Source organism: Ruegeria sp. CDSC051, from assembly GCF_059610665.1.
Map to the genome: position 1 here is coordinate 53,435 of NZ_JBXWOC010000003.1, position 22,160 is coordinate 75,594.

The 22,160-nt window shown below is 55.8% G+C and carries 20 protein-coding genes and 2 pseudogenes; 18 read left to right on the forward strand and 4 right to left on the reverse strand.

Annotated elements, in window-relative coordinates:
• The first annotated feature begins 3 nt into the window (after positions 1 to 3).
• A complete protein-coding gene (gene cuyB / locus AC2FH0_RS08505) occupies positions 4 to 705 on the forward strand; it encodes a cysteate racemase (RefSeq protein WP_496691939.1) in 702 nt (233 codons plus the stop codon).
• 61 nt (positions 706 to 766) lie between these two features.
• Here cuyB and AC2FH0_RS08510 read toward each other — a convergent pair whose 3' ends face one another.
• Positions 767 to 1,666: a LysR family transcriptional regulator gene (locus AC2FH0_RS08510; RefSeq protein WP_496709004.1), complete on the reverse strand. Its 900-nt coding sequence runs from the start codon at positions 1,664 to 1,666 to the stop codon at positions 767 to 769.
• A gap of 254 nt (positions 1,667 to 1,920) precedes the next feature.
• Between AC2FH0_RS08510 and AC2FH0_RS08515 the strand changes: the two genes are divergently transcribed.
• The 4 genes from AC2FH0_RS08515 to AC2FH0_RS08530 all read left to right on the forward strand — a co-directional run bounded on the left by AC2FH0_RS08515 (position 1,921) and on the right by AC2FH0_RS08530 (position 6,263).
• The gene (locus AC2FH0_RS08515; protein WP_496708983.1) at positions 1,921 to 2,886 is read left to right on the forward strand and encodes an ABC transporter substrate-binding protein; all 966 of its coding nucleotides are present in this window, start codon (positions 1,921 to 1,923) and stop codon (positions 2,884 to 2,886) included.
• Positions 2,887 to 2,953: 67 nt separating this feature from the next.
• Positions 2,954 to 4,009: a quaternary amine ABC transporter ATP-binding protein gene (locus tag AC2FH0_RS08520; RefSeq protein WP_142639705.1), complete on the forward strand. Its 1,056-nt coding sequence runs from the start codon at positions 2,954 to 2,956 to the stop codon at positions 4,007 to 4,009.
• Complete coding sequence (locus tag AC2FH0_RS08525; RefSeq protein ID WP_142639703.1) at positions 4,006 to 5,547, forward strand: ABC transporter permease; 1,542 nt, start codon at positions 4,006 to 4,008, stop codon at positions 5,545 to 5,547. Before AC2FH0_RS08520 ends, AC2FH0_RS08525 begins: the two co-directional genes overlap by 4 nt.
• The gene (locus AC2FH0_RS08530; RefSeq protein WP_496703449.1) at positions 5,544 to 6,263 is read left to right on the forward strand and encodes an alpha/beta fold hydrolase; all 720 of its coding nucleotides are present in this window, start codon (positions 5,544 to 5,546) and stop codon (positions 6,261 to 6,263) included. The genes AC2FH0_RS08525 and AC2FH0_RS08530 overlap by 4 nt, the downstream gene beginning before the upstream one ends.
• A 354-nt stretch (positions 6,264 to 6,617) precedes the next feature.
• Here the strand turns inward: AC2FH0_RS08530 and AC2FH0_RS08535 are convergent, their stop codons facing one another.
• Complete coding sequence (locus AC2FH0_RS08535) at positions 6,618 to 7,379, reverse strand: IclR family transcriptional regulator (RefSeq protein WP_496703447.1); 762 nt, start codon at positions 7,377 to 7,379, stop codon at positions 6,618 to 6,620.
• Positions 7,380 to 7,451: 72 nt separating this feature from the next.
• Here AC2FH0_RS08535 and AC2FH0_RS08540 point away from each other — a divergent pair, with 72 nt between their 5' ends.
• The 12 genes and pseudogenes from AC2FH0_RS08540 to AC2FH0_RS08595 all read left to right on the forward strand — a co-directional run bounded on the left by AC2FH0_RS08540 (position 7,452) and on the right by AC2FH0_RS08595 (position 18,631).
• Complete coding sequence (locus AC2FH0_RS08540; RefSeq protein WP_496789070.1) at positions 7,452 to 8,807, forward strand: selenium-binding family protein; 1,356 nt, start codon at positions 7,452 to 7,454, stop codon at positions 8,805 to 8,807.
• Complete coding sequence (locus AC2FH0_RS08545; RefSeq protein ID WP_142640391.1) at positions 8,804 to 9,172, forward strand: 2Fe-2S iron-sulfur cluster-binding protein; 369 nt, start codon at positions 8,804 to 8,806, stop codon at positions 9,170 to 9,172. Before AC2FH0_RS08540 ends, AC2FH0_RS08545 begins: the two co-directional genes overlap by 4 nt.
• Entirely contained in the window at positions 9,173 to 9,637 is a 465-nt protein-coding gene (locus tag AC2FH0_RS08550; protein WP_142640390.1) for a CoA-binding protein, read from the forward strand.
• A 123-nt stretch (positions 9,638 to 9,760) separates the two neighbouring features.
• Positions 9,761 to 9,904 (forward strand): hypothetical protein, encoded by a 144-nt coding sequence (locus tag AC2FH0_RS08555; RefSeq protein ID WP_334223335.1) that lies wholly within the window; start codon positions 9,761 to 9,763, stop codon positions 9,902 to 9,904.
• Between the two features lie 45 nt (positions 9,905 to 9,949).
• The gene (locus AC2FH0_RS08560) at positions 9,950 to 10,150 is read left to right on the forward strand and encodes a rhodanese-like domain-containing protein (RefSeq protein WP_334223334.1); all 201 of its coding nucleotides are present in this window, start codon (positions 9,950 to 9,952) and stop codon (positions 10,148 to 10,150) included.
• A 3-nt stretch (positions 10,151 to 10,153) separates the two neighbouring features.
• Positions 10,154 to 11,051: pseudogene (locus AC2FH0_RS08565) on the forward strand (MBL fold metallo-hydrolase).
• A 7-nt stretch (positions 11,052 to 11,058) separates the two neighbouring features.
• A complete protein-coding gene (locus AC2FH0_RS08570) occupies positions 11,059 to 11,859 on the forward strand; it encodes an enoyl-CoA hydratase (protein WP_496789071.1) in 801 nt (266 codons plus the stop codon).
• Positions 11,856 to 13,466: pseudogene (locus AC2FH0_RS08575) on the forward strand (AMP-binding protein). Before AC2FH0_RS08570 ends, AC2FH0_RS08575 begins: the two are co-directional and overlap by 4 nt.
• A gap of 29 nt (positions 13,467 to 13,495) precedes the next feature.
• The gene (locus AC2FH0_RS08580; protein ID WP_496789072.1) at positions 13,496 to 14,650 is read left to right on the forward strand and encodes a glycine cleavage T C-terminal barrel domain-containing protein; all 1,155 of its coding nucleotides are present in this window, start codon (positions 13,496 to 13,498) and stop codon (positions 14,648 to 14,650) included.
• A gap of 280 nt (positions 14,651 to 14,930) precedes the next feature.
• Positions 14,931 to 15,653 carry an IS5 family transposase gene (locus AC2FH0_RS08585; RefSeq protein WP_496789073.1) on the forward strand — a complete coding sequence of 241 codons (723 nt, stop codon included), beginning with the start codon at positions 14,931 to 14,933 and terminating at the stop codon, positions 15,651 to 15,653.
• Between the two features lie 301 nt (positions 15,654 to 15,954).
• Positions 15,955 to 17,592: a hypothetical protein gene (locus AC2FH0_RS08590; RefSeq protein ID WP_496703433.1), complete on the forward strand. Its 1,638-nt coding sequence runs from the start codon at positions 15,955 to 15,957 to the stop codon at positions 17,590 to 17,592.
• Between the two features lie 205 nt (positions 17,593 to 17,797).
• Complete coding sequence (locus AC2FH0_RS08595; RefSeq protein WP_496691949.1) at positions 17,798 to 18,631, forward strand: class I SAM-dependent methyltransferase; 834 nt, start codon at positions 17,798 to 17,800, stop codon at positions 18,629 to 18,631.
• Positions 18,632 to 18,902: 271 nt separating this feature from the next.
• Here AC2FH0_RS08595 and AC2FH0_RS08600 read toward each other — a convergent pair whose 3' ends face one another.
• On the reverse strand, positions 18,903 to 19,745 hold the full coding sequence (locus AC2FH0_RS08600) for an SDR family NAD(P)-dependent oxidoreductase (protein WP_496789075.1): 843 nt from the start codon (positions 19,743 to 19,745) through the stop codon (positions 18,903 to 18,905).
• Positions 19,746 to 19,781: 36 nt separating this feature from the next.
• Positions 19,782 to 20,594: an SDR family oxidoreductase gene (locus AC2FH0_RS08605; RefSeq protein ID WP_496789076.1), complete on the reverse strand. Its 813-nt coding sequence runs from the start codon at positions 20,592 to 20,594 to the stop codon at positions 19,782 to 19,784.
• Positions 20,595 to 20,752: 158 nt separating this feature from the next.
• Here AC2FH0_RS08605 and AC2FH0_RS08610 point away from each other — a divergent pair, with 158 nt between their 5' ends.
• Complete coding sequence (locus AC2FH0_RS08610; protein ID WP_496789077.1) at positions 20,753 to 21,643, forward strand: AraC family transcriptional regulator; 891 nt, start codon at positions 20,753 to 20,755, stop codon at positions 21,641 to 21,643.
• The last annotated feature ends 517 nt before the right edge of the window (positions 21,644 to 22,160 follow it).

Sequence of the window (22,160 nt, forward strand, 5' to 3'; positions counted from 1 at the left end):
ACCATGACACTGTGCCCGGTTGGAATTCTTGGCGGTATGGGCCCCGAAGCGACTATCCTCCTCCAGCGCAAGCTGGTGGCGGCAGTACCCGCAACTGATGACCAAGACCACATACCTTTGTTGATCGACATGAACCCGCAGGTGCCATCGCGGGTTCGTCATCTGCTCGAGTGCGTCGGCGAGGATCCGGGGCCGACGCTTGCCGCTATGGCGCGACGGCTTGAAGATGCTGGAGCCTTAGCGCTGGCGATGCCGTGCAACACCGCCCATCACTATGCCAAGGCGATTACGGATTCCGTGGACATCCCCATGCTGAACTTGATCGAACTGGCAGCTGAATATGCAGCTCGGGCGCTTGGGTCAGGGGGATGTATCGGAATGCTTGCCTCGCCAGCCGTACAACGTACTTATCTATTCGAGACTGCGTTGCACAGGCGCGGGCTGTCGGTGGTTTGGCCCGCAGGTGATGAAAAGATGCTTGCAGCGATCCGGAAAATTAAGACGGACGGTCCGTGCGAAGAGGCGCGCGAAACACTAAGAGTTGCCTCGAAAGAACTTGTTGCCGCAGGGGCCGACCTGCAGCTTGTGGCTTGCTCAGAATTCTCGCTCATCGCTGATAGTGTTGCGGCCGAGGTCAATGCCATTGATACGATTGACCTGCTTGTCCAGGCGATTGTCGAATTTTCCCACGCAGGGCAAGTTTAGGCGATTGAATAAGTGCGCCACAGCGTTCGGAGGCAATCTGTAAGTCAACAGATACCTTTGTTCATAATTGGTCCCAAAGCTGTTGCGCTGTCTGATCAAAGGTCGCCGGATTGGCAAATGCGGAAATCGTCAAGGTGGCACACCACGCGTCATCGCCGATTGGCACCAGCAATCCCGCGTCCAGCTCTGGCGAAATCGCAGTTTCGGGCATCCAGGCAAAGCCGCTTCCGGTAATCAGGCGTCTCTTGATTGTCTCAACCAGACTATCAACATAAATCGTCTCGGCGTTCAGGGGTTTGCGGTCTATGGTATTTTCTACAACCATGCCTAAAAACGAAGAACGATCATATGCTAGATAGGGGATGGGTGGGCCATCCTGCTCTGCGAGACTCCAACACATGGCACGCGCTGAATCAGCTGTAGCCACTGGTACCAGACGATCCTTTAAAAGGTCTTTTCGCTCAAATGCGGTTTCATCAATCATCGGTGAAACCGAGTGGTGGTTGTAGCACAAGAGAATGTCCACTGCGCCCTCGACCAACAGGTCACAGCAGGTGCTTAGGGAATCGGACAGTACACGAGTGCGCAGATCGGGAATTTGCATCTGCAACTCTTCGATGCGACTTGCCAAAAAATTAACCGCGATCGTGTGGAGGACCGAAAACCGGATGAAACGGCTATCCCCACGATCGGCATCCCGCAGCGATTGACGGGATTCTGACAGTTGTGAGATCGCCGCCAGCGCGACCGGCAAGAATTGTTGACCTGCTTCTGTCAATTGAACAGGATAGGTGGCGCGATTGACCAGAGGCAGCCCGACCCAGCTCTCCAACGCTTTGATTCTACGACTGAATGCGGATTGTGTGATGTTACGTTCATCGGAGGCTCGGGTGAAGTTCAGTGTCCGGGCGAGGCATTCAAAGTCGCGCAGCCAGTTCAAATCCAATGTGTGTACCTGCATTTCCAAGGAAGCATTGGTCGAGCATACTCAAAACTATGCATTTCGGGAATAGTTTGATGAAATGTTCGAATTGGCCCTCAGAAAACCTCATGCTCTAGACTTTAAGCTAGGGCCTGGCGGTTTGTCCCCCTTTTCCCCTTCCGTCCGAAGTCGCAGCCCGAGACGACTTTGTACGACACCGCCGAGTGATGTGAATGAGATTGACTAAAAAAAACGACGCCAAAATACGGCGCAATTCAACAGAGGAGACTATCATGAGAAACAAGCTAAAGGCATTTGGTATGGCAGCGGCGGTAGGTATCTATGCGATGCCCGCATTCGCGGCGGAAGAGGTTAAAATCGGTGTGCCGTCTTGGACCGGGGCGCAGGCAATCGCTCATCTTCTGGGTGCCGTTGTTGAAACGCGCATCGGCGGGACGGTTGAATATGTGCCCGGTAACAATGCAACCATCTTTCAAGCCATGGATCAGGGCAAAGGTGACATCGACGTGCATCCAGATGTGTGGCTGCCCAATCAGGAGAGCTTTACCAAGAAATATGTCGACGAGGCCGGTACGGTAACATTGTCCTCGAACCCCTACGAAGGCAATCAGGGTTTTTGCGTCAGCAAGGCCTTTGGTGAGGCCAACAATATCACCGACATAGCTGATCTGGGCCGCCCTGACGTCGCTGCCCTGATGGATAGCGACGGCAATGGCAAGGGTGAGATGTGGATTGGCGCCCCGGGCTGGGCCTCGGCCAATGTGAATGAGGTTAAAACGCGCGACTACGGTCTGCTTGATTTCATCGAGCCCGTGCGTGCAGAAGAAAGCGTGAAGACCGCGCGCATCAAAGACAGCATCGCCAAAGGCGAGGGCTATGCCTTCTATTGCTATAAGCCACACGCGGTCTGGTACATGTTCGACGTTCAAATGCTGAGCGAGCCGACGTTCGACCCGGCAAAATACGTGATGGTGCAGCCATCGGACGATCCGGATTGGTATAGCAAATCCAGTGTTGCCACCAAAGACGCCCTGAAGAACGTCCAGATCGCATGGTCCAATACGTTGCCAGACCGCTCACCTGCGATTGCTGATTTCTTCGCGAATTTCGCATTGACTGCAGATGATGTCAGCGGTTTCGCCTATGAGATCAGCGGCAAAGGTCGCGATCCGGCAGAGGTTGCCCGCGAATGGGTCGATGCGAACCCGGATCGCGTCGACGCTTGGCTGGGTCTCTGATCCCACTTCCAGAAACAGGGTGGCGGCATCTGCTGGCGCCACCCAAAAGCAGATCTCTGGAGGACCTATGAGCGACGACACCGTTATCGAAATTTCGAATGTCTGGAAAATTTTCGGAGGCAGACCCGAGGTGGCGCTGCAGGCGATCCGCGACCGCGGGTTGGACAAGTCCCAAGTGCTGGCCGAATACAACTGTGTTGTCGGCGTCGCTGATGTCAGCCTGTCGGTAAACCGGGGTGAGATTTTTTGCATCATGGGTCTGTCAGGCAGCGGTAAATCCACCCTGGTTCGCCATTTCAACCGACTGCTGGAGCCGACAGCTGGTAAGATCGAAATCGAAGGCACTGATGTCATGGCCTTGGGGCCAAAAGAGCTTCAGCAGTTTCGCAACAACAAAATCGGTATGGTGTTTCAGAACTTTGCGCTGATGCCGCATCGGTCGGTGTTGGATAACGTGGCAATGCCACTGGAAATCCGACAGGTCAGCAAGAATGAACGCATGCGTCAGGCTGCTGCTATTCTCGATATTGTCGAACTGGGCGCCTGGGGGTCAAAGTTCGCACACGAGCTGTCCGGTGGCATGCAACAACGTGTGGGCCTAGCCCGCGCTTTGGCCGCCAACCCCGACGTGCTTTTGATGGATGAACCGTTTTCGGCCCTTGATCCGCTGATCCGGCGACAATTGCAGGATGAATTCATCCGGCTGAGCAAGATTCTCAAGAAGACTACAATCTTCATTACCCATGACCTTGATGAAGCCGTCCGCATCGGCAATCGGATCGCCATCATGCGGGACGGCAAGGTGGTGCAGATCGGGACAGCCGAAGACATCGTAATGAACCCCGCTGATGATTATGTGGCTGATTTCGTTGCAGGTATTTCGCGCCTCAAAGTGGTGCGCGCCCATGCGGTCATGCGGCCAATTCCAGAACATATTGCGGCCCATGGACCGCTACCGTCGGATGCCCCGCGCGTGAATGAAGACGAAAATCTGAGCACGCTGATCAATCTGGCGATCGACAACAGTAGCGCAATCCTTGTGGAGGACGGCGGCGTGGATGTTGGCGTCATAACCCGTGCCGATCTGTTGCGCACCGTGATCGAAGGGACCGAAGTGTCATGAGCATTTCTGATGTGAACCCGCTGGAAGATACCGAAAGCGAAGCGGCCCTTGCCTATGCCGAAGAGCGGCGTGAAAACATTCGCACATTTGTGCGCACCAGCCCTGACTACTACATCCGTAATTTCGACAAGATTGGTGCATCGTCCCGCTTTACACCAACTTTCAATCTGATGGCCGGATTGTTTGGTCCGGTCTGGTTCGGTGCGCGAGGTCTGTGGTCATGGGCGTTACCATTTCTGATCCTCGAAACAATAGCCTTTGTGCAGATTGCGCGAGGGTTGTTCGGCGATCTGGCAGCCGAGGCAATGGAGCGTATTGCATCGATTGAAGGGACGCTTGAACTGCGCCGTCAGCAATTGGCGGCGGCTATCGAAAACAATTCGGACAAGATCGATGTCTATCAGCGAACGGTGGACTCGCTTGAAGAAAACATAGGGGGTATCCGTGCCGAGGCCGAGGCGATGGCAGCTGAAGGTCCTTACATCATTCTAACCGGCCTGATCATACTGATCATCATCAAATTCATACAGTCACAGGTGGCGAACTGGGCGCTTGAGGCGCGTTTCTCGGAGTGGCTATCGGATCGTTCGATCCGTTCGGCCATGCCGGTGTCGCAGATCGTGTTCAGCGCAATCTTCATGGCGTTAATCGTCGCCGCGGCAATGTTGCATTACAGCTTCCCAGGGCGCTTTTCACTGCTTAGCCATTTTCCGACAGACCCAAACATCCGCCTGACCAGTATCACTTGGGTAGAAGATTTCATCGCCTGGTGCGTACGCAACAGCGAGACCTTCTTTGATGGGCTGACATTCGGCATCCGCACTCTGTTGGATGCGCTAGAGGTCATACTGGTTCAGACGCCATGGATCGTGATTGCGAGCTTGATTATTCTGCTGACCTGGCTGACAGCGGGCATCAGCACGGCGATCTATTCGGGCGCATTTCTGGCCTATATGGGTCTGCTGGGTTTCTGGGAAGGTGCCATGACGACGCTGGCCTTGTTGGGGACAGCGGCGTGTCTGTCGATTGTTATCGGAATTCCGCTCGGCATGTTTGCTGCCCGTCGCCCACGGTTCTATGCGTTTATCCAGCCGATCATGGATTTCATGCAAACCATGCCAGCCTTCGTGTTCATGGTGCCTGTGATTGCGTTCTTCGGCGTTGGAAAGCCAGCGGCGGTTGTGGTCACGATGATTTTTGGCGGCACACCGGTGGTACGATTGACCGTTCTTGGTCTGCGTGGTGTACCAGAAAGCGTGCGCGAAGCAGCTATTAGTTTCGGTGCCAATAAGTGGTACTTGCTCACTAAGGTAGATCTTCCATTAGCAAGCCCATCGATCCGCGCGGGGATCAACCAGACGATTATGTTGTCGCTGGCGATGGTCGTCGTGGCCTCGCTGATTGGCGCCAAGGGGCTGGGTGAGGACGTGCTGGAAGCGTTGCAATATGCCAATGTGGGCCAAGGCATCCTCGCCGGGTTTGCGATCCTTTTCTGCGCCATGATCCTTGATCGCATTGTACAGGGTGGGCGCAAATGACACCTGTCGTATTCGTCCATGGATTTTTGGGCGGCAGTCGGCATTGGTTGGGGCAAGTCGATGCTCTGGCCGGTTTCAATGTCGTGGCCCTGGATCTACCGGGATTTGGTGAAAACGCACATCTCGAGGCCCCCGCCAGTATTGCGGGCTTTGCCGAGTGGGCGCTGAGAGAATTAAGCGCGCGTGGGATTGAGCGGTTTATCCTGATCGGCCATTCAATGGGCGGGATGATCGTTCAGGAAATGGTTGCCCGTGCACCCGACCGCATCGACCAGTTGGTGCTGTACGGAACCGGAACAATCGGCATTTTACCCGGCCGGTTTGAGACAATCGACACCTCAAAGCATCGGGCCAATACAGAAGGACCAAGAGCCACAGCCAGACGTATTGCGGCAACCTGGTTTCTTGATCGGGGAAAAGCTGCGGCCTATGAGGACTGTGCTATGATTGCAGAACAATGCAGCCTGCAAACCATGCTAATTGGGCTCGACGCAATGGAAAGTTGGAGCGGCGCCAAACATTTGGCGGATATCATGACCCGTACGTTGGTGATTTGGGGTGACCGGGATCGGACCTATCCATGGAGCCAAACCGAACAATTGTGGCAATCAATTCCCGACGCCAACCTCGCGGTGATACCTGGATGTGCTCACGCGACGCATTTAGAGAAGCCGGGGCTCTTTAATTCGATACTGCGAGATTTTTGTACCGCCTGACAGCTTGTCTGCAGCCAAAATGTTAGAACGACCGCTGTCGTGACCAATACCGGTCAATCCCGGATAGTGTAGATTTTGCTGCGAATGGGTATGCACGGGCAGCAAACGCCGGTATGCAACGCTGTATTTCAGTAATCCGCTCGGGTGTAGAATGTCTCTTATGGGCCGTTCTGCCACGATGCTAGTTCTGCGAAACTGGCAGATGCCGCGCCGCATCTGAGGTCGGCTCTGAGCCCTTACTGACTGATGCTGCGAGACGTTCGAACGTCCGGCGTTGCTTTTTTTGTTTGTGTGGAGCGGAGGTCAGTTCAGATCAGATTCAGAAGAGGCCCACATTCGAAGACCACCTAAAAGTTAGCCTGATATTTTGGCATCCTGCGCCGCGTCCCAACCCAAATTTGCAGACATTTCACGCGCAATAAGGGAGATCTGGGGACCAAGTTTTTCGCGGAACGCTGGCGTAAAGACCCGTACCGATCCGGTTGCACCGATGGACATCGTGGAACCTGGCCCGCTTGGCGCAAGGGGAGCTGCCACCGAACACATGCCGCGCTCAATCTCTTCCACGCATTCTGCGAAGCCGCGATTGCGAATGGTGTCAAACTCGGCTTCCAAGTCCTGCACGTTTGTCAGGGTGAATTCGGTGTAGGCGCGCAGCCGGCCTTCCATTTCGCTGGTCAAAAACAAGTCGGGTGAGAATGCAGCAACGGCCTTAGAGCAGGAACAGGCATGCAAGGGTCGTTTCCCCAAACCGGGATGGAGATAGGAGACCCCAGTGTCAGGTGTTTCAACGTGAATAATTTCCACGGATTTTCCGCGCAGACGGGACAGGAAAAATGCGGTGCCATATTGTTTAGCGGCTTGCTTTAGCGCAGGCGCAATCACCTCTAGCAGTGCACGGTCAGAGTGGTCACTTTTCGTGATCCGCTTCAGGCGGGAGCCGATTGTGAATGTACCACGGGCAACAGGTTCCAGTAGACCCACACCGACGAGGTCCTGCACCAACCGGTAGGCAGACGGCTTAGGCAGGTCAGAATGAGCGCAAATCTCGGCCACTGTAGCCTCGCCCTTTTGTCCAACAACTTCGAGGATGAATGTCAGGCGTTCCAGATGCATATTTTTACCTTGCGAGAATCTTTTTATCGATTTACGAGAATCTTCAAATGATCGCAAGGGAGGAATGTGAAGATGGACGGAGCATGTTGTGGCCCGGGGTATGCAAGCCCTGCCGAGGCGATCAAAGCGCCGCGTGAAAAACTCTTGTACACAATTGCCATCTACACCGGCACCGGCATTCAAAAGCCGGACTACCTAGCCACCGTGGACGCCGACCCGGAAAGCCCGACCTATTCACAAGTCATCCATCGCTTAGAGATGCCCGGCATCGGGGATGAATTGCATCACATGGGCTGGAATGCCTGTTCTTCCTGCCACGACGACGCGGGCATGAGCCGTAAATACCTGCTGGTGCCAGGCGTGCGGTCCAACAATATCCATGTGATCGACACCGCGACGGACCCGTTTGCTCCGCGCCTTCATAAGGTGATTGACGGGGCCGAGATCAAGTCAAAAACCAATCTGAGCGGCCCACACACCGTGCATTGTTTGGGCTCTGAGATCATCATTTCCTTCTTAGGTGACGAACAGGGCGAAGCGCCCGGTGGTTATCTGCACCTCAACAAAGAATTCGAGATCGTTGGTCGTTGGGAAAACTCAATGGGCGATATCCCGTTTGGTTATGACTTCTGGTACCAGCCGCGCCATAACGTGATGGTCAGTTCCGAATGGGCCGCACCCAATACATTCATGCCAGGGTTTGATTTGGAAGAAGTGGGCCACCTGAAATACGGTCGCCGCCTGCACATCTGGGATTTTGAGAAAAAGGTGCCGGTCGGGACGATGTATCTCGGCGAAGACGGCCTGATCCCGCTGGAGGTAAAGTTTCTGCATGATCCTGACAGTACACATGGGTTCTGCGGTGCCGCGCTTAGCGCCAATGTCATCCATTTCTGGAAGTCCGAAGCTGGGAAATGGGAATGGGAAAAGATCATTGATGTGGAGAATGAACCGCATCCCGAATGGCCTATTCCCGTGCCCGGTGTGATGTCGGCCATCCTTGTATCGATGGACGACAAATACCTTTACCTCAATAACTGGTTGCACGGCGATATGCGCCAGTACGACATCTCTGACCCGCATAATCCTGTTTTGACCGGGCAGGTTTGGATGGGCGGGCTTTTGGGCAAAGCGCCCGAGGTCAATGGCGTCAAAGTGGCAGGCGGGCCGCAAATGTATCAGCTCTCGCTTGATGGCAAACGGCTTTATGTCACGACCTCGCTGTTCTCGACCTGGGACAACCAGTTCTATCCGGAAATTCGCACCCAGGGCGGTGTCATGCTGATGATCGACTGTGATGTCGAAAACGGCGGTATGAAAATCAACGAAGATTTCGTTGTTGATTTTGGCAAAGAGCCAAACGGACCAAGCCGCTGCCATGAAACCCGCTATCCCGGTGGCGATTGTACAAGCGACATCTGGCTGTGAGCGAAACCCGCACAATCACAATCGCCAACCGCGATGATGCGACCTATCAGGTCGACGCCCGCCGTCCGTTGCTGGACGCTTTACGCGAACAGGGAGTCGATCTGCCCTATGGCTGCAAATACGGCGGCTGCATCACCTGTGCGGCCAAACTGACAGCTGGCGAAGTGGATCAGCGCAGGCAAGTGGCGTTGAACAATCGCCAGATCAACAATGGCTATGTTCTGCTGTGTGTGGCCCGCGCGGTGAGCGATTGCATATTGGAAATCGGCGTCGAAAGCCACGACAAACTTTATCGCAACCCCTTCCTTGATCCGCTGGAGCCGCATGAGCTGAAGGCGGATATCGCGACCCCTAAGGAGGCTTAAATGCCCGAAGCTGACATCGATCACCTGTATGATTACGCGCCCGAATATCTGGCGGACATCCTGCGTTCGGTCAAAACCATTGCGATGGTGGGGGCCAGTGGCGACAAGACCAAGTTCAGCTATGGCGTGCTGCGTGTGCTGCACGAAACGGGCTATGACATGATCCCTGTCAATCCAAACCCAAAGCTGATCGAAATTCGCGGCATACCTGTCGTTCATTCGCTGGAAGAGATCGACCGGCCCGTGGATATGGTCGAGGTCTTCCGCCCGAAAGAGGAACTTTACGCGATCACCGAGAAAGCCATTGCAATCGGCGCCAAGGTGCTTTGGGGCCAAATCGGCGTTTATGATGACCGCGCGGCCGCGCTTGCCGAAGAAGCGGGGCTGAAGGTGGTGATGAACCGCTGCCCCAAGATCGAGCTGTTCCGCCCGTTCTGGAAGCCCCGTCTTGATCTCGCAATTTGACTGAGAGCGGCACAGAAACTCATGTGACATCTGCCTGCGCATACGGCTGTAGCGGTGCCATAAATTGGCCGCTCGACGCACTATTGGACTGGCTCAAAAACCAATCGAAAAAGGAAACCAAACATGGCTCAGACAATCACCAAAAGCGCGAAAGACATCGTAAAGGTGGCCACGAAAGCGGTGCCTGCGATCAGTGCCGAAGAGGCATTGGCCTTGGTAGGCTCGCTCGATCACGTTTTTGTCGATCAGCGCGATGGTACGGAATAGGCCAAAACCGGCGTCATTGAGGGTGCTGTCGCATCGTCGCGCGGCATGATGGAATTCCACATCGACCCGGAAAGTCCTGCGCACAAGCCGGAGTTCAGTCAAGATAAGACTTACGTGTTCTATTGCGCATCGGGTGGGCGTTCTGCCATGGCGGCGGTGGTGGCCATGGATATGGGACTGTCGCCCGTTGTGAACCTGACCGGAGGCGTTGGCGCCTGGAAAAAGGCCGGGGGCGCGCTGGAATAAATCATGGAACCTTCAACAAATTTCCCAAATCTCAATATGGCAGCAAAGCCTAGTGTCGAAGGGTTCTTTGATCCTGCCTGCAACACGATTTCTTATGTCGTGAAAGACCCCGCATCTAACGCCTGTGCAATAATCGACAGCGTTCTGGATATGGATTACGCCGCCGGGCGGATCACTTACGACAGTGCCGATCGCTTTGATCGACGCCATCCAGTCACAAGGCTTGTCGGTGGAATGGATCATTGAAACCCATGTCCATGCCGATCACCTGTCTGCTGCACCCTAAATTCAGGATAGGCTGGGTGGCAAAATGGGCGTTGGTGCAGGCATCATCGAAATTCAGGACACCTTCGGCAAAATCTTCAACGAAGGCACGGAATTTCAACGCGACGGGTCGCAGTTTGATGCTTTGTTCGAGGATGGTGACACCTACACCATTGGCGAAATGACAGCCTTTGTGATTGCCACGCCGGGCCACACACCAGCCTGCATGGTGCATGTGATTGGCGACGCCGCCTTTGCCGGTGACACGCTCTTTATGCCTGACAGCGGCTCAGCCCGCGCAGACTTTCCGGGTGGTGATGCAGGGCAGCTTTACGATTCTATCCAAACCGTGCTGAGCCTGCCGGACGAGATGCGCCTGTTCATCTGCCACGACTATGGCCCCGGTGGGCGCGCCATCGCGTGGGAGACCACAATTGGCCAGCAACGTGCCGACAACATCCATGTGGGTGCTGGCAAATCGCGCGAAGATTTCATCAAGTTCCGGACGGAGCGTGACGCGCAGCTGGCGATGCCCAAACTGATCATACCGTCCCTGCAAGTGAATATGCGGGCCGGCGAAATCCCGTGCGACGAAAGCGGCGCACCTATGCTGAAAGTTCCACTCAATGGCCTATGAGGGCGAAATGCAAAACGATGATTTGATCCTGAGGGCTGACATCGATGGCGTTACCGTTCTGACTCTGAACGCGCCCAAGTCGATTAATGCGTTGTCAGAGGCGATGCTACGCGCTCTGTCTGACACATTTGACGAAATCGCAGAAGATCGCAGTGTCAAAGCAGTGATCTTGCGTACCGGCGGCAATCACTTTTGCGCGGGTCATAACCTCAAAGAAATGTCGGCGCGCCGGGCGGATGCCGACGGTGGGTTTCAGTATTTCCAAGACCTGTTTGCGACGTGTTCGGCGATGATGCTTCGGGTGGTGCGCTTGCCGCAACCTGTAATCGCCGAGGTCAAAGGGATTGCCACAGCGGCGGGGTGTCAGCTTGTTGCGTCCTGTGATCTGGCGGTGGCCGCCGACAACGCAACTTTCGCAACATCGGGCGTGAATATCGGGCTATTCTGCTCAACCCCGATGGTCGCGCTTTCGCGCAATGTGCCGCGCAAGCTGGCGATGGAAATGTTGCTTTTGGGGGAATTCTTGCCCGCAGCCCGCGTCGCCGAAATGGGGTTGGTCAACCGCGTGGTGCCCTTGGCGGAACTGGAAGCGGCATCCACAGAAATGGCTAGGATCATTGCCTACAAATCGCCGTCCGCCGTCAAGATCGGCAAGCGTGCCTATTACGAACAGCTCGAAATGCCGCTGGAAGAGGCCTACGCCTTTGCCGGTCGCACGATGGCGGAAAACATGATGGCCAAAGATGCCGAGGCCGGTATCGGGGCCTTCACCCGCAAAGAACCGATGCCTAAATGGACCGGGGAATGATCTACGAGGGCCCGGAGCTTGCCCGTAATGCAGCGAACCACACCGCCCTGTCACCGGTTTCGATCCTCAAACGCGTCGAGCGCGTGCATCCAGAGCTTCCGGCGCAAATCCATGGCCACATCCGGCGCAACTGGGGCGAGGTCGCGGAACGTTGCAAACGGCTGGCCTCTGCCCTGGCCAAACGCGATATCGGCAAGGGCGATACCGTCGCCCTGATTGCGCCGAATATCCCCGAGGCGCTGGAATGCGCGCTGGCTGTGCCCATGCTGGGCGCGGTTCTGAACGCGAACAACACGCGGCTGGACGCGGGCACGATCGCTTATATTCTGGATCACGGCGACGCCAGGGTTTTGTTGGTCGATACCGAATTTTCCGATCTGGCCACTGAGGCCGTCGCCCAATCGGGCCGTGACCTGTTGGTCATCGATATCGAGGATAGTGAAGGCCCGGGCGGCGAGAAAATCGGCACGTTGACCTATGATGCGCTGCTGGCGGAAGGCGACCCGGATTTTGCCTATTCCTTGCCGGAGGATGAGTGGGACGCACTTGCTCTGAACTATACGTCAGGCACCACAGGACGGCCCAAGGGTGTTGTCTATTCCCATCGTGGCGCCTGGACCAACGCGGTCAACAATGTCGTCACATGGGAAATGCGGCATCATCCGGTTTACCTGTGGACGCTGCCGCTGTTCCACTGCAATGGCTGGTGCTTTCCCTGAACAATCACCATGCTGGCCGGGACGCATGTGTTCCTACGTGCGCCAAGGGCCGACGCGATTTATAACGCCTTCGCCGATCATGGCGTCACCCATCTTTGCGGAGCGCCGATCATCATGTCGATGATCTCGGGCGCAGAGGAAAAACGCGACTTCCCGCAATACATCAATATGATGACCGCCGCCGCCCCACCTCCGGCCAGTGTGATTGCAGGAATGGAGGCGATGGGCATCTCGATCACCCATGTCTATGGCCTGACTGAGGTCTATGGCCCCGCGGTGGTTTGCGCGGAAAAACCCGATTGGGCAGCACTGCCAGCGGAAGAACAGGCAAGCCTGAAAGCCCGCCAAGGCGTCGCGTATGAATTGCAGGAAGACGTGCTGGTCCTGAACCCCGACACATGTGCGCCCGTGCCATGGGATGGTGAAACGCTGGGCGAAATTGTCTTTCGCGGCAACATCGTCATGAAGGGCTATCTGAAAGCGCCCGAGGAAACCGCCAAAGCCTTCAAGGATGGCTGGTTCTGGTCGGGTGACATCGCGGTGCAGCATCCCGATGGCTATATCGAGATCCGCGACCGGTCCAAGGACATCATCATCTCGGGCGGCGAAAACATTTCGTCCATCGAGGTGGAAAAGGCGCTTTATTCGCATCCTGCCGTCAGCCTCTGTGCCGTCGTGGCGATGCCGAATGAGAAATGGGGCGAAGTGCCTTGTGCCTTTGTGGAGCTTTCCGGCGAGGCCACCGAGGATGAGCTTCTGGCGCACGCCAAAGCCCGTCTTGCGGGATACCAGCGGCCAAAGAAGGTGATCTTTGGTGAGCTGCCCAAGACCATTACCGGAAAAATCCGCAAAAACGAACTCCGAGATTTGGTCCGCGCAAATAGCTGACCTCCCACACAATTAACTGGATACACGTCATGTCCCATGAACTTAGCTTTGCCCAGTTCAGCTTCGGAACACAGGTCCGAAAATCCCCTTACTCCGACGCAGCCTTGCGGTGGGGGGCCAAAGGATTTTCCGTCTACAACCACATGTACATCCCCCGCGATTTTGGCGATCCGAGGCAGAATTTCTGGAATCTGGTCAATGAGGCGATCCTGTGTGACGTCTCTGTCGAGCGTCAGGTCGAGATCAAAGGACCGGACGCGGCAAAGTTCACCCAATTCCTCAGCTGCCGTGATCTTTCGAAATGTGAGGTCGGACAATGTAAATACGTACTGATTACCGACCAGAGCGGCGGGATCATCAACGATCCGATTCTTCTGAAACTGGCCGAGGATCATTTTTGGCTGTCTATTGCGGACAGTGACGTCCTTCTCTGGGCGCGCGGTATTGCGGTGAATTCCGGCATGGATGTGGAGATTTCCGAACCCGACGTGTCACCGTTGCAGCTGCAAGGCCCCAAATCCCGCGACGTTCTGCGCGCAGCCTTTGGCGATGCCCCGACCGAGCTCAAATACTACCGGTTCATGGAATTTGACTGGGACGGCGTGCCTTTGATTATTTCACGCACCGGATGGTCAAGCGAGCTTGGTTACGAGATTTTCCTGCGCGACGGATCACAAGGTGACCGGCTTTGGGAACATCTGATGGTCGTTGGCACTCCTTTGGGTCTCAAGCCCGGCCATACATCGAGCATTCGCCGGATCGAGGCGGGCATGTTGTCGTATCACGCGGATATGAACCTTGCGAACAACCCCTATGAGCTGGGTATGGGGCGTCTTGTCGATCTGGACACGGAGGCTGATTTTGTCAGCAAGGCGGCCTTAACCAAGATCAAGGAACAGGGCGTGTCGCAACAGCTAGTCGGTCTGGAAATTGACGGTGATCCTTTTATCGGATCCAATGATTTCTTTTGGCCCATTATCAAGGGTGGCGTGCAGGTCGGCGCGGTCACGTCTGCGATCTATTCCCCAAGACTGGAAAAGAACATCTCACTTGCGATGATCAGCATCGACTACGCAGCATCAGGCGGGGTCCTACAGGTAGATAAGTTGAGCGAAATGCGTATGTGCACTGTCGTGCCGATCCCGTTTTACGATCCCAAGAAATCACTTGCCTCAGCGAGCTGAATGGGCCGCTGCATAGGTTTGGTCGCCTGTGCAGCGAAGCGTTTCCCCTCGATGTAATCCGCGTTAAAAAATACGGAGCATAAGTGAGTTCCCTAACTACGATCATAGAAAACGACGGTTTCGTATTGCCGAATTGGAAGCAGACATTGAACAGCCTCATCTGACTGGTCCAAGTTGATTGTTAGGGTCTGGACCCATTGATTTCCGTTTTGCGGCGTGATTCACGGTTCAAAAACGAGCGGTGAACATGTCTGATCTCTTCTGACTTACGGATGCGCAAATGGCGCGTCTGGAGCCGTTTTTCCCGAAGCCCCACGGCAAGCCGCGCGTCGATGACAGGCGTGTGTTGAGCGGGATTATCTTCATCAATCGGAGGTTTGCGGTGGTGGGATGCCCCTGCCGCCTATGGACCGCACAAGACGCTGTACAATCGATGGAAACGGTGGAGCGACAAGGGCATCTTCGCGCGAATGATGGCCGGTCTGGCCGCCGAGCACGGCGAACAGAAGACTGTAATGATCGACGCGACCTATCTGAAGGCTCATCGGACAGCGACCAGCATGGGCGTCAAAAAGGGGGGCGTGGACGCCTGATTGGCCGAACCAAGGGCGGCTTGAACACCAAACTGCACGCCATCTGCGACAGTCAGGGACGCCCGCTGAACCTGTTCATAACCGCAGGACAGGTCAGCGACTACATCGGTGCTCGGGCTCTGTTCAGCGGCATACCGAATGTCGATTGGCTACTCGGAGATCGCGGGTACGATGCCGATTGGCACCGAAAAGCGTTGCAAGACAAAGGGATACGCGCTTGTATCCCCGGTCGGAAGCAGCGCAAGACAACGGTGAAGTACGACAAGCGCCGATACAAACGCCGCAACCGGATCGAGATCATGTTTGGCAGGCTCAAGGATTGGCGCCGTGTGGCAACCCGTTACGACAGGTGCCCGAAGGTCTTCCTCTCAGCAATCGCCCTCGTAGCTCTCGTCATCTATTGGCTATGAGTCGTCAGCAGAGAGTCCAAAGCGGCCTTTATCTATCTACGCCTATATCGGAGAATTGGGTTTTCTGGGCCGATCACTCGAAATCACCATTTTGGGTCATCAAAAGCCAACTTCGCGCATGTCAATTCCGGCTGGGTGTTGGAAAATGGGACCGAGAAATGTAATCTCTGCTCATCTCCATTGATTGGAGATGAAGTGGCCTGCACGCCGCTAGACCGTTCAGAAGGACGTCGAACGCGATCGTTCGAAATTTGACGGTTTTGAATAAGATGTTCATTTTCAAATGCTTGGGGGGGGACGCATGAGCTATTTCGACCTTGGGACCTATTCACGGCCCGGCGCATCCGCATCAAATGAAGCGCAAACGTGGTTCGACCGCGGTCTGAACTGGACCTTTGGCTTCAACCACGAAGAGGCGGCGGATTGTTTTCGCAAGGCGATTGCAGCGGATCGCGCCTGTGCGTGGGCCTATTGGGGGTTGGCCTTTGCGATTGGTCCAAACTACAACAAAGAGTGGGATTTTTTCGAGCTTGAGGAGCGGATCTCGGTCCTGAAAGAAGCGCACGAAGCCCTGTCGACGGCCAAGGCGCAAGCAGGCATCAACACAGTCGCCGCGGCGATGATCGAGGCGCTCACGGCGCGGTATCCGACCGACCCGGAAGTCGAGGATTTCGGTCCGTGGAACGACGCATTCGCTGATGCGATGCGCCCGATCTACGCGGCCCACCCGAACGACCTTGAGGTGGCGACAGTGTTTGCTGAGGCGCTCATGAATCGCACCCCCTGGGGGCTTTGGGACATTGAGAAAAATCAACCTTCAGACGGCGCATCGACAGAAGAGGCGCGAAACGTTCTCGAAACCGCATTCTCAAACAACGCTGGTGCTTGGGACCATCCGGGGTTGTTGCACCTCTATATCCACCTAATGGAGATGTCGCCCTGGCCCGAGCTGGCCCTGTCGCATGGGGATCGCCTGCTGGATCTTGTGCCGGATTCCGGGCATCTGGTGCATATGGGGACGCACATCGACGTGCTGTGTGGTGACTACCAGAATGTCATTTGGCGAAATCACCGGGCCGCGGAAGTTGACGAAGCATATGAAGCCTACGCGGGAGCCCAGAATTTCTATACTGTCTACCGTTTGCATAACATCCACTTTGAGGCCTACGGCGCGATGTTCATGGGGCGAAAGTCGCAGGCGCTTGCCGCTGCAACGCGGCTGCAGGAAGTCCTGCCGCGCGAAACGGTCGCGTACCTTCCCGTATTGTTTGAAGCCTTCTGGGGTATGCGTATTCACGTGTTGGTGCGGTTCGGCATGTGGCAGGCGCTGTTGGATGAGACGCTTCCTGAAGATCAGGCGCTCTTTTGCTTCACTACCGCGCTGACCCTTTACGGGCGCACCGTCGCCCTGGCCAACCTGGGGCGCATCGACGAGGCCCGCGCGGCATTTGCGGAATTCCGTGCTGCACAGGATAAGGTCGGCGAGGATCGCTTCATGTTCAACAACGAAGCCCGCGACGTCTTGAAAATTGCGGCGGCTATGGCCGAAGGCGAGTTGCTATACAAATCAGGCGAGGTTGAGAACGGCCTTCTACGTCTGGAGGCGGCCATCGCTGCGTCTGACGGGCTGGTCTACGATGAACCCTGGGGCTGGATGCAACCACCGCGGCATGCGTTGGCTGCCCTGCTGATGGATCAGGGCCGGTTCGCCGAGGCCGAGCCGATCTACCGCGCAGATCTGGGTCTAGATGATACCCTGCCACGCCCGGTTCAACACCCGCGCAACGTCTGGTCGCTCCACGGGCTGCACGAGTGCCTCGAGGCCCGCGGAGAAGAGGTTGAGCGGCGCCACGTCGCGGAGTTGCTTGACCAAGCGCTGGCTAGGGCAGAGGTCCCCATCCGAGCATCGTGTTATTGCAGAAGCGCTGCTGCAGAATAGATGCGATGGAAGTTAATTTAGTCCGACACGCTGTACAATTCACGAAGCGAACCAAAAAATGGGGTTTTGATACCGCATCAATCGACTGCTTTGCACCCAAAGCAACCTACCCGCAAATGACGGCGAATGCCCATTTCATTTGGCGAACTTGACAATTTGCCCCTTTCGGCGGTCCTCCGAAACGTGGCGACTGAGGAGATGTTGGATGCCTGACAATCAGGAACAGGACACATTTGCCGCCCTCGAAAGGCGCGAATGGGCCAAGTGCGATGTGGCACAGTCCTATGCCGAGGTGTTTGCCAAGGCGGCGGACATGGTTGTCCCACACCTGGTCGCTGCGGTTTGTGCTGGACCGGACACTCGTGTGCTCGATTTGTGCTGCGGACATGGCAATGTATCCGCAGGCCTTTTCAACACAGGTGCTCGCGTAACGGGCCTTGATTTCTCACCCGCCATGCTTGAGATGGCGCGGCTGGCGGTGCCACAGGCTCAGTTCGTTGAGGGCGATGCGATGGCCTTGAGCTTTGAAGACAATACGTTTGACGCTGTAACAATTGGCTTTGGGATGCCGCATATGCCGGACCCCCCGAAAGTGTTGGCAGAAGTTCGCCGTATTTTGCGCGACGGCGGTCGGCTGGCGTATTCGGTGTGGTGCGGGCCCGAAGTTGACACTGCACTGGGGTATGTTTTTGGCGCCATTGAGGAACACGGGTCGCCAGAGATTGCCTTGCCACCGGGTCCCGGGGCAAATGATTATGCCGATCCGACTATCGCCTTTCCCGTACTCGCCAAGGCCGGTTTTTCAGATTGCCATCAAACCTTCGTCGCGTCGAAATGGCAGGTTAGTGATCCGGGCGCACCGTTCGATTTCTTTCTTGAAGGAACGGCCCGAGGTGGCGCCCTTTTGCGCCCTCAACCTACAACGAATTCGGCCGCAATCCGAGCGGCGGTTGTGGCCAAAGTTCTGGCAAAGCACGGTACGGGTCCTGAATGGGACGTGCCAATTCCGTCTGTCGTGACCTCGGCGGTCGTTGCCTAGCCGATCGGAACGATGTGCTGAAATGCGCGTCGTCGCCATTCATCCAAGTGTCCGGATTGTCCCGCGTTTTGTCTGTTCACACGCGTGCCGCAAAAGTCGTTTCGTACCAGAGCGGCCCTCGGTGCAAGTCGCGGCATAGGTTTAAGGAGAGCCCGAAGTCTCAGTTGCCGCGCTTCGTACGAATGTCCGCTAGGTATTTCGACGAGGTGTAAGCCTTGTGATTTGGATAGCAGTTTTGTTGGCTCCATTTACGGCCGCACTTATGGAGCGGCTATTCCGAGACCTCGTGGGCGGCAAAGGCATCCGCATAGCCAGGATGCCAGCGCGACAGCGCGGGCCGGTTATGGATAATATCACCCAAGGCCCATTCGACGCGTTTCCTGTCGCGGGCTTCTGAGACATCGTTGTCGGGGCAGAGAATATAGAAATCTCCGTTCGACATGCGCTGCAGCAGATAGTCGATCGCCTCGTCGCTTGACCATGCCGCCGCGGGCTTTTCGGGCATGAGCTTCTGGATCATGCCCGTGTAGGTAAAGCCGGGCACAAACAAATGGGCGCTGATCTCGGCACCCGCCTCGCGCAGCTCGTGGGCCAGCATCTCGGTCATGACCTTCACAGCGGCCTTGCTGGTGTTATAGGCGGCGTTTCCGGGCGGCGTGGTGATCCCCTGTTTCGAGCCTGTGTTGATGACCACGGCAGGGCGCGCTGTGGCGATCATCCGCGGCAGCAAGGCGTGCACTCCGTTCATGACGCCAAACAGATTGACCTCTATCAGTTTCCGCCAGTTCTCGCTGTTTTCCCAACTGCCGGTCGGCAACGCAATCCCGGCATTATTCATCAAGACAGCCACTTCTCCGAGTTCAAAGACCTGATCGGCGAGATCCGTCATGGCTGCGGCGTTGGTCACGTCCGCGGGTATCGCCCGAACCGTCTGGGACGTATCCGCCAGTTCGATCAAATCCGGCTCGGCTTTGTCCAGCGCCTCTCCCGGAAGATCGACCAGCACAACACCCAGACCCGCCTGCAAGAACCGTTTGGCCGCAGCGAAGCCCACGCCGCTTGCCGCCCCGGTGACAACAGCCAGGCCGCCTTTATCGATTGCTTTTTGGTACATGTTGTTCCCTCTCTTGATGACGGGTCACGTCGTGTTTCAGGGCGCCATCTTTTGTTTAATGCCCCCGATAAACGCCGCATCGTCTTGTTGTTTGCGGGCATCCAGCAAAGCCTCGGCATCAGGTCCTGCGCGATACCGCAAACGGTCGCCGGTGTCGTTGGCCGCGTCCCAAATCACCTCGGCAACCGTCTCTGGCGCAGAAGGGTTCGATGCGAGTTTGCCGAACAGGCGCCCCATAGCTTCGGCCATCGGCACGTAGTCTGACAGATTTTCATCCATCGCAAAATCGAACGAGCTGCCGCCGAAATTCGTTTGGATCATGCCAGGCTGAACAATACGCACCCGTATGCCCAACGGTTCCAACTCGTAGTGCAGGGCTTCGGACAGACCTTCCACCGCAAACTTGGTACCGTGATAAAGCGCGCCCAGCGGGAAGGTGATCTGCCCACCGATAGACGAGATATTGATCACCGTGCCGGAACGGTTTTGACGAAAGTGGGGAAGCACCGCTTTGGTCACCTCCATCAAGCCGATCACGTTGGTGTCGAACTGGCGTCGGATGCGGTCCATCGTAAAGGCTTCGAGCGCGCCATAGGCCCCATAGCCTGCATTGTTCAGCAAAACGTCGATCTGTCCAAAGCGTTCGATGCCCCCTGCCACGGCCGTCGCGATTGAGTCGGCATCCGTCACGTCCAGCCGCGCCAGGTGGACGTTCTCCAAATTGGCAAGATCCGAGCCGCCGGTAGGGGTCCGCATCGTGGCAACGACGTTCCATCCCTTGGCCTGAAAATACCGGGCCGTTGCCGCGCCGATACCGGACGACGCGCCGGTAATTAGAATGGTCTTCATATCTTTGATCCCCTGATGCCTTTGCGCATAATACTCAAGAATTCTGTGGGAATCTTTTTCTATTCTCCAAAAAATTAGCACATTTCTCCAGAAACGGAGTTTTTTTAAGAAATAAGGCTGCGCCCATGCTAAAGGAGGACAAACCAAGGGAGGCGGACATGGAACCCCAGGATTTGTTGGACTACGTTTCGACACTGCTTGACCAGAAAGGGATCGGCCAGGGCGTTCTTCAGCATGAAGAAAGCGGGACGGTGTTCCTGACCCATCCGACGCCAACCCAACAAGAGGCCAATGTCTACCGTCCTCTTTTGTGTGCGGTGCTGCAGGGCGCAAAGCAGGTTGGCACCAGCACGAGAATCCTGACAGTTGGGGCTGGGCAATCACTGATCGTCAGCAATGCCTTGCCCGTGGTCTCGCAGGTTACCAACGCAACGCCCGAGCATCCCTATGTCGCACTCGTATTCCCTTTGGATTTGGATGTGATGCGCGCCTTGGCGTCGTCGCTGCCACCGTCATCTGGTGCCCGTGTATCGGACCCGTTTTCGATTTGCCTCGCAGATACGGATGATGCGTTACAGGACGCGCTGTTGCGCTATTTCCAACAGTGCGAAACCGATGAGACACGGTGCATGCTCGCCCCCATAACAGCGCGGGAAATCCATGCCCGCCTGTTGATTGGCAAGCATGGCGGCACGCTTCAGAAACTGGTGTGGCATGAAAACGTGGCCAGCAAAATCTTTGCAGCGACACACGAAATCCGCTCTGATCTGGGTCGGTCACTGTGTGTTCCCGAGCTTGCCGGGCGTGTTGGTATGAGCAACTCGGCCTTTTTTGAGCAGTTCAAGGCGGTCACTGGAACGTCTCCCTTGCAATACCAAAAGGACCTGCGGTTGATGCAGGCCCGCAACGAGCTGCGCACAACCGGGTCGAAAGTGTCCGAGATTGCCTATGGCGTCGGATACGAAAGCTCGGCCCAGTTTTCGCGGGAATATGCACGCAAATTCGGATGCTCCCCAAGACACGATCGAGTTTCTATGGCCGTCCAATAAGGCAAAAAGTAACAAATTCAAACGTCACAGCTCTATTACGGACAAGAGCCTTTCAGCCCGGCCAATTTCCGAAAGCAGCCGTAGGCGCATTCGCAGCGAAAGTCGGCTGCGTCCCGCAATGTGTGAGTTCGAGCAGCGCCAAAATTTGCACTTGCAGCGAATGACCGGGATGCGGGCTACGACCGCAGAATGCCAGCAGGGTGCCGAATGTCTCTTATGGGCCGCTCAGTGCTTTTGGCTGCGTGCGCGGTAAAATTGCACAATAACCAGTTCTTCACATCAGAGCTGTGCGGCATATTGCACTTGGCACCGTGCGGAAGGAGTGCGGTGTCCATTGCTGTTAATGCCTCCGAGCGGCGATGCCCTAGGTGGCACCTGATTGACATTTTGGGTATTTTGGCGCAAAATAAAAGCATATTTAAACAGCATTAACACTATTCCAAATTTGCAAATCACACTTGGTCGAGATTGGTGTAAAGCGTCCTATTTGGCGCAATTCCCAAGAGAAATTGACAGA

Bases quoted from the DNA above. Each gene is read 5' to 3' on its own strand.
- AC2FH0_RS08605 (WP_496789076.1), bottom strand. From the start codon at position 20,594: ATGAAGACCATTCTAATTACCGGCGCGTCGTCCGGTATCGGCGCGGCA.
- AC2FH0_RS08525 (WP_142639703.1), top strand. From the start codon at position 4,006: ATGAGCATTTCTGATGTGAACCCGCTGGAAGATACCGAAAGCGAAGCG.
- AC2FH0_RS08530 (WP_496703449.1), top strand. From the start codon at position 5,544: ATGACACCTGTCGTATTCGTCCATGGATTTTTGGGCGGCAGTCGGCAT.
- AC2FH0_RS08585 (WP_496789073.1), top strand. From the start codon at position 14,931: ATGGCGCGTCTGGAGCCGTTTTTCCCGAAGCCCCACGGCAAGCCGCGC.
- AC2FH0_RS08515 (WP_496708983.1), top strand. From the start codon at position 1,921: ATGAGAAACAAGCTAAAGGCATTTGGTATGGCAGCGGCGGTAGGTATC.
- AC2FH0_RS08580 (WP_496789072.1), top strand. From the start codon at position 13,496: ATGTCCCATGAACTTAGCTTTGCCCAGTTCAGCTTCGGAACACAGGTC.
- AC2FH0_RS08555 (WP_334223335.1), top strand. From the start codon at position 9,761: ATGGCTCAGACAATCACCAAAAGCGCGAAAGACATCGTAAAGGTGGCC.
- AC2FH0_RS08595 (WP_496691949.1), top strand. From the start codon at position 17,798: ATGCCTGACAATCAGGAACAGGACACATTTGCCGCCCTCGAAAGGCGC.
- AC2FH0_RS08510 (WP_496709004.1), bottom strand. From the start codon at position 1,666: ATGCAGGTACACACATTGGATTTGAACTGGCTGCGCGACTTTGAATGC.
- AC2FH0_RS08550 (WP_142640390.1), top strand. From the start codon at position 9,173: ATGCCCGAAGCTGACATCGATCACCTGTATGATTACGCGCCCGAATAT.
- AC2FH0_RS08560 (WP_334223334.1), top strand. From the start codon at position 9,950: ATGATGGAATTCCACATCGACCCGGAAAGTCCTGCGCACAAGCCGGAG.
- AC2FH0_RS08570 (WP_496789071.1), top strand. From the start codon at position 11,059: ATGCAAAACGATGATTTGATCCTGAGGGCTGACATCGATGGCGTTACC.
- AC2FH0_RS08610 (WP_496789077.1), top strand. From the start codon at position 20,753: ATGGAACCCCAGGATTTGTTGGACTACGTTTCGACACTGCTTGACCAG.
- AC2FH0_RS08590 (WP_496703433.1), top strand. From the start codon at position 15,955: ATGAGCTATTTCGACCTTGGGACCTATTCACGGCCCGGCGCATCCGCA.
- AC2FH0_RS08535 (WP_496703447.1), bottom strand. From the start codon at position 7,379: ATGCATCTGGAACGCCTGACATTCATCCTCGAAGTTGTTGGACAAAAG.
- AC2FH0_RS08540 (WP_496789070.1), top strand. From the start codon at position 7,452: ATGGACGGAGCATGTTGTGGCCCGGGGTATGCAAGCCCTGCCGAGGCG.
- cuyB (WP_496691939.1), top strand. From the start codon at position 4: ATGACACTGTGCCCGGTTGGAATTCTTGGCGGTATGGGCCCCGAAGCG.
- AC2FH0_RS08600 (WP_496789075.1), bottom strand. From the start codon at position 19,745: ATGTACCAAAAAGCAATCGATAAAGGCGGCCTGGCTGTTGTCACCGGG.
- AC2FH0_RS08520 (WP_142639705.1), top strand. From the start codon at position 2,954: ATGAGCGACGACACCGTTATCGAAATTTCGAATGTCTGGAAAATTTTC.